The following is a 13,898-nucleotide window of genomic DNA, read 5'->3' as shown; positions in this document are numbered from 1 at the left end:
TCACTCGTATACAATAGGATCATATATTCGTATTATAGAGGAAAGGGGGAGGACGATGAGCGAAATAGACAACAACCAATCCAATTGGCGGGTAGAGCGCTGGAAGGAGCGCTGGAACGAACGTTATTCTACGGACGAGCAGCAGGAGCTGTCGCCAGAGGAGCTTGCAGAACGGGAACAGGCATTGGAGCGAATTCGCAATAAGCTGGCATTGCTTCCTGATTCGCCGGGATGCTATCTCATGAAGAACCGTGAGGGAACCATTATTTATGTCGGTAAGGCTAAAGTATTGAAAAACCGCGTACGTTCGTATTTCAATGGCAGCCATGACGGTAAGACGCAGCGGCTGGTATCGGAAATTCGCGACTTTGAATATATCGTCACTTCCAGTAACATGGAAGCCCTCATATTAGAATGTAATCTGATTAAGCAGCATCATCCGAGATATAACGTGCTGCTCAAGGATGATAAGACGTTCCCATATATTAAAATTACGAATGAGCGCCACCCGCGGCTTGAGGTTACACGTCGCGTGCTGAAGGATAAAGCCAAATATTTTGGGCCATATCCGAACGCATTTGCCGCTACGCAGACCAAGAAGCTGCTTGATCGCTTATATCCGCTTCGCAAGTGCAAAACACTGCCGGATCGGGTGTGCTTGTACTATCATATTGGACAGTGCCTTGCACCTTGCGAGTATGAGGTAACGGAGGCGCAGTATGAAGAAATGGTGCAGGAGATCGCGAAGTTCTTAAGCGGCGGGCATGAGGAGATTAAGAAGGAACTGCAGCGAAAGATGGAAGAAGCCGCTGAAGAGATGCAATTCGAGCGTGCCAAGGAATATCGGGATCAGTTGATCGCGATTCGTGCCATTATGGAAAAGCAGAACATAAATACATCCGACCAACTGGATCGCGACGTATTCGGCTTTGCTGTAGATAAAGGCTGGATGTGTGTTCAAATTTTGTATGTTCGACAAGGCAAAATGATTGAACGGCATGCAACAAAGTTCCCATTCTATGGGGAAGCGTATGCGGACTTCATGTCGTTCGTGACGCAATATTATAGTGAGAACCCGGCACTGCCTAAGGAAATATTGCTTCCTGATTCGGAACTGTTCGACACATCTGCTGCACAAAACGATGCTGAGGCAGAGGAATCAAGTGGCACTTCATCTGTTGCGGGCGTGGATACACAGGATGACTCAGTGGACACACAAGATGACTCATCCATTGCCAATGAACATGAACAGAGCCGCATAGAGGAATTAGATGAGGGAGCAAATAACGGAACGGATGACGGGATTGCCGGTGCAGAGGCGCTTCAGCAATGGTTGAACGTCAAGGTGCACATTCCGAAGCGCGGGCTTAAGAAGCAGATGATCTCGATGGCAATGGAAAATGCACGTGTTGCGCTGGATGAGAAGTTCAAGATGCAGGAGCGCAATGAGGATCGCACTTTGCGTGCTGCTGAACGGCTCGGAGAAGCGGTCGGCATCGACAATGCCCGCCGTATTGAGGCTTTTGACAACTCGAATATTCAAGGCTCGGATCCAGTATCGGCTATGGTAGTCTTCATCGACGGCAAGCCTGCGAAGAAAGAATACCGCAAGTATAAGGTACGCACGGTGCAGGGGCCTGATGATTATGAAACGATGCGCGAGGTCATTCGCAGACGGTATGAGCGGGTGTTGAAAGAACAGCTCGAAATGCCTGATTTGATTATTGTAGACGGAGGCAGGGGTCAAATGTCTGCCGCGCTTGATGTACTGGAGAACGAGCTTGGATTAACGATACCGGTCTGTGGACTCGTGAAGGACAATAAGCATAAGACGGCGCAGTTGATGGCCGGTGATCCGCCAGAAATTGTCCCTCTTGGTCGGGACAGCCAAGAATTCTACATGCTTCAGCGCATTCAGGAGGAGGTTCACCGTTTCGCGATTTCATTCCACCGGGAGCGGCGTGCGAAGTCGATGGTCGTCTCAGCGCTTGATTCGATCCCGGGCATTGGTGAGAAGCGGCGCAAGCATCTGTTGAAGCATTTCGGATCATTGAAGAAGATTCGGGAAGCATCGGTTGAGGAATTCCGACAAATCGGGATTGGCGAGAAGTTGGCGCATACGATCTTAGCCGCTCTCCAGCAAGAGAAGGAACCACAGGAAGCCGAGCCGGATGCCCCAGACCTGGAGGCTGCCGATGTGGATAATGACGTGAACCATGATAAATAAAAGGAAAGCTGGAAGCCTTGCAGATCGTTGCTGCAAGGCTTCTTTTTTGAGCTGGTTCCGACAGTTACGGTTGACGTAATGGACTTCCGCTTGGCCCTGGAATCGGGCGGCGGCTCGGCTCCTCTTTATATTCGAGTGTACTTTCACTCTGTCATGGGTTGGGATAATATGCTATATTCTTTTGGGTTTATCATTCAAAAAATCATTTTTATCATTAAGATGGAACGGGCCAGATTTGCCATCGTAATTGGGGGAGGAGATTTTATTTTTAAGTGTGGAGTAGCGCTTCTATATGGGGCTTTTACGCATCTGTTGCTGGTTATGTTTTGGAATGATTACGTATACATGAGAACGTTGAAAGATACAGGAACAGCAGTAAACCAACCTTTCTACTATATTAACGATAGTTTCTGGACAATGTTCAATATTGAGATTGGGCTGGCCGTTGTTTTGATTATCGCATCGTTTTTCATCAAGAAAGAGCCAAAGTGATATTGCGCAACATAAAAAAGGCCTGGCAAGGATAAACCTTGACCGGGCCTTTTTTCGCAGCAAGCTTATTAACCGTTTGCATTTGCAAAAACATTCATTACTGTGAAAAACGAGGCTGCATGTACTGCTTAACTCATCCTCGTCAACGTCTGCTATTTTCCTATCGAACAAAATAACGTCATGGAACAAACAAAAATCCCCCTTACTGCCTGTCCCGCAAAATATATTCGAACAAAGTCCCCCCTAATGAAAAACAGCCTTCCGTGTGAAAACGCTTACATCTCATCTACAATGGTACCTACGATGTGCCCATCAATTAGGGCTGTGCTATAGAAGAGCCGAGCATCCTGTCCTGACATCATCGAACGGCAGCGCCTGTTACACTGCAACCTATGATCACGAACAACAAAGAAAGGAACGAAGCCCTTATGAAGATGAGAAAAAAACGATCGTTTTCGCTTCGCATGCATGCAGCCGTGCCTTATTTATTCATTATGCCATGGATAATCGGCTTTCTCGCATTCACGCTCGGTCCACTCCTTTTTTCATTCATTATCAGTTTCTTTGATTGGCCAATTGTAGGGGAGAAGACGTTTGTCGGATTGGATAACTTTATTAACATGTTCACGGATGATCCGTTGTTCTGGACATCACTGACGGTCACAGTGAAATTCGCCATTATATTTGTGCCTGTTAACATTTTAATTGCGCTTGGACTTGCGATACTGCTGAACCGCAACGTGCGAGGCAGTGGATTTTTCCGAACAGCGTTCTATGTCCCTTCCGTTATTTCCGGTGTCGCGCTGGCGATGATTTGGTCATGGGTGTACGACGGAGAATACGGGATTTTGAACTATGCCTTATCACTTATTGGGGTAGAAGGGCCGAATTGGCTGAATGACCCGAAATGGTCTCTTGCAGCGATGGTGTTCGCCAGCTTATGGGGACAGGGATCGATGATGCTTATTTTCTTGGCAGGCTTGAAAAATATCCCGCGTGAGCTGTATGAGGCTTCCGCAATTGATGGGGCAGGTACGGTGTCGCAGTTTTTCCGAATTACACTGCCGATGCTTAGTCCGACCATTTTGTTCAACCTGATCACCACGATTATTTCTGCGTTCCAGCAGTTGACGCTCGCATTGGTGTTGACGGGGGGAGGCCCGCTCAATTCCACGTATTTCTATGCGATGTATATGTACGAAAATGCCTTCAAATATTCCAAGATGGGCTACGCATCTGCCAATGCGTGGTTTATGTTTGCGATTGTACTTGTTCTGACGATGCTTGTATTCCGTTCTTCGTCGGCATGGGTGTATTACGAAGGTGAAGTGAAGGGCGGCAAAGGCTGAGGAGGGAGATTGTGATGAAAAAATAACGACTTACGCACTGCTCATCTTTTTTACCGTATTGTTCTTGGCGCCCTTCTATTGGATGGTCTCAACATCATTGAAGTCGCCCGAAGAATTGTTCGTTTTTCCGCCGCAGTGGATTCCGAGCAGCTTTCATTTCGAGAACTTTGCGAAGGCATGGAATTCACAACCGTTTGATGTGTTCCTGCAAAACTCATTGATCGTATCGGTGCTGTCACTCATTGGTCAGGTTGTGTCCTCTGCGCTTGTTGCCTATGGATTCGCCAGATTTCGATTTAAGGGAAGCAAGACATTGTTCATTATTTTGCTTGCCTCGATGATGATTCCTTGGGAAGTGACAATGATTCCGTTATATATGGAATTTAATGCACTTGGCTGGATTAACACATTGAAGCCATTGATTGTTCCTTCTTTCTTTGGCTCGGCATTCTATATTTTCTTGCTTCGTCAGTTCATCATGACGATTCCGCCAGAGCTTGAGGAGGCAGCCCGCATCGATGGCGCGAATCCGCTTCAATCGTTTATCCGCCTGATTGTACCGCTTATGGCTCCGGCATTGATCCTCGTTGCGGTGTTCAACTTCCTTGGCACATGGAACGATTATTTGGGCCCGCTCATTTTCTTGAATGATCAGAGCAAGTACACGCTGACGCTGGGCTTGTCGCAGTTCAAAGGGATGTACGAGGTGAAGATGGATGCGATTATGGCCGTTACGTGCATGATTTGCTTGCCTCCGCTTGCTATCTTCTTTGCAGCGCAGCGTTATATCGTAACCGGTATTGCAACAACAGGGATGAAGGGGTAACAACTTGAACAGATAACGGAGGGACTATTCATGATGCAGCAAATAGATGTTTTTGGCTTGAAAGGCAAGACTGCGATGATTACAGGCGGAGCATCTGGTATCGGACGCGCTACGGCACAATGCCTGGCACGCTTCGGAGCCAATGTGGTCATCGCTGATATTGGAGAACAGCAAGGGCAGGAGACTGTCCTGGAAATTCGAAATGCAGGAGGAGAAGCACAATTTGTGTCCTGCAATGTCACGAAAGCGGAAGATTGTGAGCGTGCAGTCCGCCTGACACAGGAATGGTATGGGGGCGTTGATATTCTGTTCAATAATGCTGGCGTCATTCGTCGCAAGACGGTCGTTGGGCTAGAGGAGCAGGATTGGGATCTGGTTGTGGACGTATCCCTTAAGGGTACGTACTTGTTGTCCAAATATGCGATTCCAGTTATGGCCGCTAGAGGAGGCGGAAGCATTATTAATACCGGATCCGGATGGGGGCTGAAGGGCGGCGATCAAGCCGCAGCGTATTGTGCTGCGAAGGCTGGAGTTGTGAACTTGACGCGTGCCATGGCAATCGACTTCGGTAAGGACAATATTCGTGTCAACTGCGTATGTCCAGGCGATACAGATACGCCGCTGCTGCGTGAAGAGGCCATACAATTGGCGGTCGAGGAGGGAGCATTCCTTGCTTCATCTGCCGTAGGCAGACCTTTGGAGCGTATTGGTACACCGCAGGATATTGCAAATGCAGTACTATTTCTGGCAAGCGATCTATCGCAATGGGTTAGTGGAAGCGTGCTGGTTGTGGACGGCGGGGGACTGGCGTAACACTTGATCTGAATATTGAAGGGAGAGAACGCACGTCATGAAGGAACGTCAATCGAATGTGCATCCTTATATTCCGAATACGGTTCCGAAAGTTAAGGCACAGATGATGCAGGAGATCGGCATTGCAAGCATTGAAGAGCTGTATCGAGATATTCCGCAGCATTTGCGCATGCAGTCGGAGATGGATTTGCCGCCCGCACTGAATGAATTTGAGTTGAAGGGTCATATTGAACGTTTGCTGGCGGCGAATGTGAGCACTTCGCAGGCTACAAGCTTCTTAGGTGGAGGCTGTTGGCAGCATTTCGTGCCTGCTGTATGCGATGAGATCAATCAACGATCGGAATTCGTGACAGCTTATGCCGGAGAACCTTATGAGGATCATGGCAGATTTCAGGCCTTGTTCGAATATCAGAGTCTTGTGGCTGAACTGGTCGATATGGATGTTGTCAACGTACCGACATTCGACTGGCCGCAAGCTGCATCGACTGCGCTGCGGATGGCTGCTCGGATGACAGGACGGACAGAGGTGCTCCTGCCAGCGATTCTCTGCCCTGACAAGCGAATGATTATTAAAAATTACTTGCATCCGCATATCCGCGTCATCACGGTTCAAACGGAATCGGATAGCGGACTATTGGATTTGAATGATCTGCGGAGCAAGTTGTCTGATCAGACGGCAGCTGTCTATATAGAGAATCCGAATTATTTCGGTATCATTGAGCGGCAGGGTGAAGAAATCAACCGCCTAGCTCGCGAATATGGGGCAATCAGTGTTGTAGGCGTTGATCCAATATCGCTCGGCGTATTGACCCCTCCAAGCCAATACGGTGCAGATATCGTCTGCGGGGATTTGCAGCCGCTCGGCATTCGTATGAACTATGGCGGCGGGCAGTCAGGTTTTATTGCTGTACATGATGAAGAACGCTTCGTCATGGAGTATCCGTCCCGGCTGTTCGGCATAGTCCCAACTGTTGTCGAGGGAGAGTATGGCTTCGGCGACGTAGCTTATGAGCGTACCTCCTTCGCACAGCGCGAGCAGGGAAAGGAGTCTGTTGGCACACAGACTGCATTATGGGGGATTACGGCTGGCGTTTACTTGGCCTTGCTTGGACCGCATGGCATGTACGAGATAGGCGAGACGATCATGCAGAAATCTCGTTATGCAGCGGCTCGTTTGAGCACATTGTCTGGTGTTGCGCTGCGTTATGAGAATGCCTTCTTCAAGGAATTCGTCATCGACTTCACGGCAACAGGTCTAACGGTTAGCCAGATCAATGAGCATCTGCTTACACGAAATATCTTTGGAGGCTTGGATCTGTCCGGATCATTCCCTGAAATGGGGCAGAGTGCTTTGTTCTGTGTAACCGAGGTCATGGCGAAGGAGCAGATTGACCATCTGGTTGACGAACTCACAGCTTTGCTGAATAAGACGATACAGCCGGACATCAACTGCTCGCTTACAAGGACATCCGCAGATGGTATGTCGGAAGCAGCCGCTAATATGGAAGAGGTGTGATGAGTAATGCAACAAATCGTTCGCAAGGATCGTACAGTCAGACAATTTCATCAGGCGAAATGGGATGAGCCGGTCATTTTTGAACTTCATCGGGAAGGAGAACGCGGGGTTCTCGTTCCAGAGGCGGAGCAGGAGCTTGTCCAAGCGGTAGGCGACGTCATTTCTCACATTCCAGCTTCGATGCAGCGCACGAAGGCGCCGCAGCTTCCTGAGATTGGTCAGGCGAAGGTGCTTCGCCATTACTTGCGTTTGTCGCAGGAAACCCTTGGTAGCGATCTTAATATAGAGATTGGCCAAGGCACGTGCACGATGAAATACATTCCACGCATCAATGAGCTGCTTGTGCGCAATCCACAGCTGACGGAACTGCATCCATTGCAGGACAGCCGCACGGTACAGGGAACACTGGAAATCATCTATCGGCTGGATGAGGCGATGCGTGCAATATCTGGGATAGATGCCTTCTCATTCCAGCCTGGCAGCGGGACTCAAGCCTTATTTGCGATGGCGTCCATCGTTCGAGCTTACCATGAGGCGAATGGAGAAGGCGATCAGCGCGATGAAATGATTACGACGATCTTCTCTCATCCATCTCAGGCTGCAACGGCGGCTGTGAAGGGATACAAGATTATTACCCTGCATCCGGATGAGGATGGCTTCCCAGATATTGAAAAGCTTAAAAAAGCGATATCAAATCGTACGGCAGGCTTCGTCGTAGCCAACCCGGAAGATACGGGAATCTTCAATCCACGCATAAAGGAGTTCACGGATATTGTGCATGCGGCGGGCGGAATTTGCTATTACGATCAAGCTAATGCCAATGGTCTGCTCGGTATTGCACGTGCAAAGGAAGCAGGATTCGATATGTGCTTCTTCAACCTGCACAAGACGTTTGCGGCTCCTCATATGTGCGGCGGGCCTGCTGCAGGCGCTCTGGGGGTTACAGAGCAGCTGAAGCCATTCTTGCCAGGGCCGATTGTAGAACGAGACGGCGAACGCTTCGTACTGCACACCAATCAAGAGCTGAGCATCGGCAAAGTAAGAAGCTTCCATGGCGTTGCACAGACAATTGTGCGCGCTTATGCTTGGATTCGCAGCTTAGGAGCAAAAGGACTGCGCGATGTAGCGGAAATTGCTGTCTTGAACAATAATTACTTGTACCATAAAATATTACAGATCTCAGGCGCTAGCGTTCCTTATGTAAAAGGAGGACGCCTTGAGCAGGTTCGCTACAGTTGGGAGAAGCTGACGAGGGAGACAGGGGTGACGACCGAAGACATTCAGCGCAGAATGTGTGATTTCGGATTACATTACTGGACGAGTCACCATCCATATATTGTACCGCAGCCTTTCACGCTGGAGCCGACGGAATCATACTCCAAGGATGATCTTGATGAGTATATTCAAGCGTTAGCCCATATTGCAGAGGAAGCTCGCAGCGTGCCAGAGATCGTCAAGTCTGCGCCGCATCACAGCACAGTACATCAGAACATCGAGGAATCGCTGGATAATCCGGCTGAGTGGTGCATTACATGGCGAGCTTACTTGAAGAAGACAGGGCAGGCAAAAGGCCTGCCAGATAAGGAGTAACGGATGTCGGCAACCATACCATTTGATATTCATCACATCCCATTTAGCCGGTTTGGAACTTTTCTAACGGTATCGTATTTGCCACAGCATGGAAAGCGAGAGGAAGGTTTGTATTTCCGTACGGTTCGTGGAGGAGATGACACGAGCGGTGCTGTTTTTCGTCTGGAACTGATGGCTGAAGATCAAGTCGTTCCTTACTCAGTTCATACTTCTCCTTCTTCCTTGACTCTCCTTGAAGAAGGCGGGCAAGGAAGAGCGGAATTATGTCTGCCCGAGACTGGCGCAATGCGGATAAGAGCTCGGGGAGCAGGGATTCGGCTGACATTAGTCGCTGGTTCTTATGATTATGTACTGCCGCATCAGGATGGACGCTATGAGGTTAACCATTTCACGACCGAAATGCGATTTATGCTTACGCTGCTGCAAGGGGAGCTTGCGGTAGATGCTCCATGGGAACGATCCAGATGCAAATATGCTGTAGTGGAGTGTAGCCCGACTGATGCAATCAACAATGGGACAGCGGAGGCGGAACTGATGCTGGAAGAGTATCGGATACAGCCGCCAGCCATACGGACATTGGCGTCAGTGGGCTGCTTTGATGAGGCGGTTGCAGGCATTAAGCAGGAATTTGACGCATGGCTCGACAAGAGTTTGCCTGTTGCCTTGGAGGAATTGGAGGAAGCGCGTGCTTTGGCTGCTTACATCACATGGTCGTGTGTGGTACCTGAGGCTGGACATTTATCACGCCCTGCGATGTACATGTCAAAAAATTGGATGACGAACATTTGGAGCTGGGATCACTGCTTCAACGCAATGGCGCTTGCTGCCAACCAACCCGAGCTTGCTTGGGATCAGTTCATGATCATGTTCGACAAGCAGGATGAATCTGGACAGCTTCCAGACTTCATCAATGACAAGTATGCGCTGTGGAATTGCTGCAAGCCTCCTATTCATGGCTGGACGCTGCGCTGGATGATGGAGCGCAATGAGTGGTTCAGACATGCGGATCGTTTGCGTGAAATTTATGATCCGCTTGCACAGTGGAGCAAATGGTGGATGAATTGCCGAGATGACGATCATGACGGAATTCCTCAGTACAATCACGGCAATGACAGCGGCTGGGATAATAGCACGATTTTCCGCTGTGTTGGTCCTATAGAAAGTCCAGATTTGTCGGCGTACTTAATTATTCAGTTCGAGGTGCTCGCGGAAATAGCGGAACAGCTAGGCAAGGCTTATGAAGCGGCGGAATGGCGCAATGCTGCGAACAGTTTGCTCGGACGGATGATGGAGCATTTTTGGCAGGGGGGGCAGTTTAGGGCTATCCGCTCAGGCACACATGAGCCGGCACAAGGGGACAGCTTGATTCCGTTTATGCCGATATTGTTGGGTGATCGCCTTCCAGAATCAGTACTGCAAGCACTTGTAAAGGCAGTTGCCGACGAAGAACGATTCTTCAGCCCGAATGGCTTTGCTACGGAAAGTCTGAATAGCCCGTTTTACGAGCCGGACGGCTATTGGCTTGGGCCAATCTGGGCTCCGGTCATGATGCTGCTAATCGATGGATTGCAGCGCAGCGGGAAGCGGGAAGTGGCACAAGAGGCCGCAATTCGCTTCTGCCGCATGGCTTCTCGCAGCGGGATGGCAGAGAACTTCGATGCGAAGACTGGCTGTGGACTCCGTGATCGGGCTTTTACTTGGACCTCCAGTGTGTTCCTTATCCTGGCCAATGAATATGTCAATCAACCACTCCAATGAACGGAATGAACAGGCTCCCTACTGCTCAGCGCGCACGGGAGCTATTGTTATTTGTTCGTCCTATCTGCCTAATTGGTGTCTCGATCAAAATGATTAGAGGAACCTCGGTCTCCATTGTCAGGTTAAAATTGGTTATGATAAACTTCACATAACATTAACGCTCATCCACATCATAACTAGTCCATATGAGCAACAGGGGATGATTCGTATCGAAGCGCCGCGTGAAAAGCTAACTGGAATAACTCATATGACACAGTCTGGCGTCTTACATCGGCTACAGCAATGGATGGCCAATATGCCGCCGAATCCTAGGCGAAGCTTGCGCTTGAAGCTCGTGCTGTTTTTCTTGGCGTCATCGCTTCTGCCGCTAATGATTCAGGGCGTGCTTTCTTATCAACAATCCTCTCGTCTTCTGCAAGAGCAGTTCGGCAAATATGGTCAGAACAGTGTTAATCAGCTGCAATACCAACTGGATACGGAATTAAATCAGATGAGTATGATTGCAGGCTATATTTATTCGTATTTGCTTAATCCATATAAGAATGTTATCTCTGCGGAGATTCCCAGGACGTATTCACAGGTGCAGGATAAAAACGATTTGGAAGATTTCTTGAAAGCGCTTAAAAGATTGCATGATCGAGGGATCTTCATTATTACAAAATCCGGATATTACTACGGAGACAGTATGTTAAATGTCGATGTCTTGTTCCAACAGCCTTGGTGGCAACAAATACCTGCCGATCATGCTGGAGAGTATTGGGCAGGGTTCTATTCGCCATTACATTATCGGGATGAGAAAGATACACCGAACCAGAAGTTGCTTGGCTTGGTCGTACCGATTCGCAACCAGTCAGGGCCCTTGCAGGACAGTAAAATTCTCATTGAAATGAACGCAGATAAGCTGATTGAGCTGTTTCGCATGTTCGAAGAGGACACGAAGTCGATTGTAACGGTCACGAGCGGAAGCGGACAGACGATATATCGCTCATCAGGCGACAACACTGTGCAAGAGAATGATATTGTATGGAAGCAGAGCCTGCAAATCAATGACTGGACGATTGAAGCCAGACTTCCCTATCAATATTTTAATCAGCCTTCGAGCGTGATTAAGTCTTACACCCTATTCGGTTTAGGACTGTCTGGCTTTTTCGCACTTGTGCTTGCCTATTTATTTTCTACACGTGTAACAAGAAGAATTAAGCGGATCAAAGAATCGATGAATTCAGCAGGGGCTGGCCGACTAAAAACCCGAATCCAAGTGCGGGACGAAGATGAGCTTGGATCACTTGCGAACAGCTTTAATAAAATGATCGGTCAGATCGAAGAACTGGTGAAGGAGATCGCCGCCAAAGAGCAGCTCAAAAAGGAAGCTGAATTGCGGGCTTTTCACTACCAGATCAATCCTCATTTATTGTTCAATACGTTGAACTCCATACAATGGAAGGCTAGGCTGCAGGGCAATGAAGATATAAGGAAAATGATCGCTCACTTGACGATTGTGCTAGAAGCGAACTTGGATGTGACGCGGGAATTGGTTCCGATATCGAAAGAACTGGAGCTTATTGATCATTTTCTGCAAATTCAACATGTTCGGTATGAGGGAGAATTCGGATATAAGGTGGACATCGCATCAAGTGCGATGACAGCAGTCATACCGCGTATGAGCTTGCAGCCGTTATTTGAAAATATTTTTTTCCACGCTTTCGAAGATGGGTATGGAACGATTGCCCTACGTCTCATTGACAACGATTCAGACCTGTACTTAACCTTGACTGACAATGGAAAAGGGATGAGCGAGGAGCGTCGATGTGCTTTGCTGCAGGCTCCGAGTGACCCTACTCAGAGGCATGGGCTTGGTATGTACAACGTGGATCAAAAGTTCAAGCTGCATTTTGGTTCCGAATATGGATTAAGTATCGAATCTCAATTAGGAAGCGGCACGACGATTGCGATACGCTGGCCAAAAAAGGAGGAAGCACCCAATGACAGACAGCCCTATTAAAGTGCTGATCGCTGATGATGAGAGTATTGTTCGCAGAGGATTGATGGCAACCGTAAATTGGGAACGATTCAACATGGCAGTCGTAGCCGATGCCCCGAACGGTCAAAAGGCATGGGAAGCTTTCCTGCTTCACGAACCAGAGGTTGTCATAACAGACATCGTGATGCCTGAGATGGACGGCATTGAACTGGCAAAGCGTATAAAGGAAAAGGCGCCGCAAACAAGGGTGCTTCTGCTTAGCTGCCATCGCGACTTCGAGTACGCACAAAAAGGCATGATGCTTGGAGCGTCAGGCTATTTGTTAAAAACGGCGTTCGAAGACGAGGAGCTTGCTTATTATCTACATAAGTTCGAAGAGGAGCTTGCCGGCGACCAACAGTCTTCTCCAATTGTTCGCTCCGCGGATTCCAGCGAGGAAGATACGCAGTGGAATGCGGCATTCTATGCGTGGCTGTGCGGTTTTCGCAATGACTTCCATCATGAGTTGAAGCTGCGCTGGGAGACACAATGGAGCTGGCTGAATGAGCCTCATGAAATCATGTTAGTCAAAATATTTGACAGTTTCGAGCAAGTTCCTTCTGCTGGTAAGGCCTCCAATCGAGGCGGAGAGTACTGGAAGTACCTTGGAGATACACTTTTGCATGAAACAAAGGGGCCATGTTCGTATATTCCATGCGGTATCGATCGCTGCTTCTATGTATATCATCCTTCTGCTTGGATGAAGGTAGAGCAGTTGCTGAAGGAATGTAAATCCTCCTGCCCTCAGCTGCATTGGAGCAGACGAGGCCCGTTGAAGGGGATGGAGGGGTGGCTGGAAGCGGTACAGGAGCTGCATCGAGCAGCAGAGGTGGAGCGCAAATTCGAGCTCAGGGTTAATTCGTGGCCGGAAACGGTAATGCAATCCGTGCTATTGGTTGCGGATAATGTGAGTGAGCCATGGTCGGTGAGCGATGTGGCAAATCGAGTTGGCTTAAGCCGCAGCCACTTCAGTACATTGTTCAAAAAGGTGACGGGGGAGAATTTTGTTACCTTCCTATACCGGATGCGGCTGAAAACGGCGCAGGATCTGCTGCTCAACACGGCGATGACGCTGCAAGATATTGCTGAACGAATTGGAATGGTAGATGGGAAATATGTGAGTAAATGGTTTAAGCGCTGCTGTGGGATGACACCGAGTCAATATAGGAGCGGACAAAAGGGAGAACAGACTGCTCAAAAATGACGAGAGGCGAACGATATTCCGCCTTTCCATCGAACAAATTCACCCCGTATTCGAAACAATTCGCCGTTTTGAAAACGCTTTATTGTTATTAAAGTGTAGATAT

10 protein-coding genes are annotated in these 13,898 nt (G+C 48.7%); all 10 read left to right on the top strand.

Annotated features, from left to right (window positions below; all coding sequences use genetic code 11):
- The first annotated feature begins 55 nt into the window (after nt 1-55).
- On the top strand, nt 56-2,227 hold the full coding sequence (gene uvrC, locus PAV_RS25970) for an excinuclease ABC subunit UvrC (protein WP_005551047.1): 2,172 nt from the start codon (nt 56-58) through the stop codon (nt 2,225-2,227).
- 27 nt (nt 2,228-2,254) lie between these two features.
- The gene (locus PAV_RS25965; RefSeq protein WP_005551045.1) at nt 2,255-2,719 is read left to right on the top strand and encodes a hypothetical protein; all 465 of its coding nucleotides are present in this window, start codon (nt 2,255-2,257) and stop codon (nt 2,717-2,719) included.
- Nucleotides 2,720-3,147: 428 nt separating this feature from the next.
- Complete coding sequence (locus PAV_RS25960) at nt 3,148-4,068, top strand: carbohydrate ABC transporter permease (protein ID WP_005551043.1); 921 nt, start codon at nt 3,148-3,150, stop codon at nt 4,066-4,068.
- 82 nt (nt 4,069-4,150) lie between these two features.
- Nucleotides 4,151-4,894 (top strand): carbohydrate ABC transporter permease, encoded by a 744-nt coding sequence (locus PAV_RS25955; protein WP_005551041.1) that lies wholly within the window; start codon nt 4,151-4,153, stop codon nt 4,892-4,894.
- 30 nt (nt 4,895-4,924) lie between these two features.
- Complete coding sequence (locus tag PAV_RS25950) at nt 4,925-5,707, top strand: SDR family NAD(P)-dependent oxidoreductase (protein WP_005551040.1); 783 nt, start codon at nt 4,925-4,927, stop codon at nt 5,705-5,707.
- A 37-nt stretch (nt 5,708-5,744) separates the two neighbouring features.
- Entirely contained in the window at nt 5,745-7,223 is a 1,479-nt protein-coding gene (gene gcvPA, locus PAV_RS34295; protein WP_005551038.1) for an aminomethyl-transferring glycine dehydrogenase subunit GcvPA, read from the top strand.
- 6 nt (nt 7,224-7,229) lie between these two features.
- Nucleotides 7,230-8,813: an aminomethyl-transferring glycine dehydrogenase subunit GcvPB gene (gene gcvPB / locus PAV_RS34290; protein ID WP_005551036.1), complete on the top strand. Its 1,584-nt coding sequence runs from the start codon at nt 7,230-7,232 to the stop codon at nt 8,811-8,813.
- Between the two features lie 3 nt (nt 8,814-8,816).
- Complete coding sequence (locus PAV_RS25935) at nt 8,817-10,571, top strand: amylo-alpha-1,6-glucosidase (protein ID WP_005551035.1); 1,755 nt, start codon at nt 8,817-8,819, stop codon at nt 10,569-10,571.
- A gap of 199 nt (nt 10,572-10,770) precedes the next feature.
- Nucleotides 10,771-12,573, top strand: a complete 1,803-nt coding sequence (locus tag PAV_RS25930; protein WP_005551033.1) for a sensor histidine kinase — start codon at nt 10,771-10,773, stop codon at nt 12,571-12,573.
- Entirely contained in the window at nt 12,554-13,795 is a 1,242-nt protein-coding gene (locus PAV_RS25925) for a response regulator transcription factor (RefSeq protein ID WP_005551032.1), read from the top strand. The genes PAV_RS25930 and PAV_RS25925 overlap by 20 nt, the downstream gene beginning before the upstream one ends.
- The last annotated feature ends 103 nt before the right edge of the window (nt 13,796-13,898 follow it).

The sequence above is a fragment of the Paenibacillus alvei DSM 29 genome (assembly GCF_000293805.1).
In the GTDB taxonomy this organism is placed as follows: Bacteria; Bacillota; Bacilli; order Paenibacillales; family Paenibacillaceae; genus Paenibacillus_B; species Paenibacillus_B alvei.
The sequence above is the reverse complement of the archived record's forward strand: the minus strand, read 5'-3'. Positions and strand labels throughout refer to the sequence as shown.

Coding starts and splice junctions, on each gene's coding strand:
- PAV_RS25955 (WP_005551041.1), top strand. CDS start 4,151: ATGGTCTCAACATCATTGAAGTCGCCCGAAGAATTGTTCGTTTTTCCG.
- PAV_RS25960 (WP_005551043.1), top strand. CDS start 3,148: ATGAAGATGAGAAAAAAACGATCGTTTTCGCTTCGCATGCATGCAGCC.
- PAV_RS25930 (WP_005551033.1), top strand. CDS start 10,771: ATGATTCGTATCGAAGCGCCGCGTGAAAAGCTAACTGGAATAACTCAT.
- PAV_RS25950 (WP_005551040.1), top strand. CDS start 4,925: ATGATGCAGCAAATAGATGTTTTTGGCTTGAAAGGCAAGACTGCGATG.
- gcvPB (WP_005551036.1), top strand. CDS start 7,230: ATGCAACAAATCGTTCGCAAGGATCGTACAGTCAGACAATTTCATCAG.
- PAV_RS25925 (WP_005551032.1), top strand. CDS start 12,554: ATGACAGACAGCCCTATTAAAGTGCTGATCGCTGATGATGAGAGTATT.
- gcvPA (WP_005551038.1), top strand. CDS start 5,745: ATGAAGGAACGTCAATCGAATGTGCATCCTTATATTCCGAATACGGTT.
- PAV_RS25935 (WP_005551035.1), top strand. CDS start 8,817: ATGTCGGCAACCATACCATTTGATATTCATCACATCCCATTTAGCCGG.
- uvrC (WP_005551047.1), top strand. CDS start 56: ATGAGCGAAATAGACAACAACCAATCCAATTGGCGGGTAGAGCGCTGG.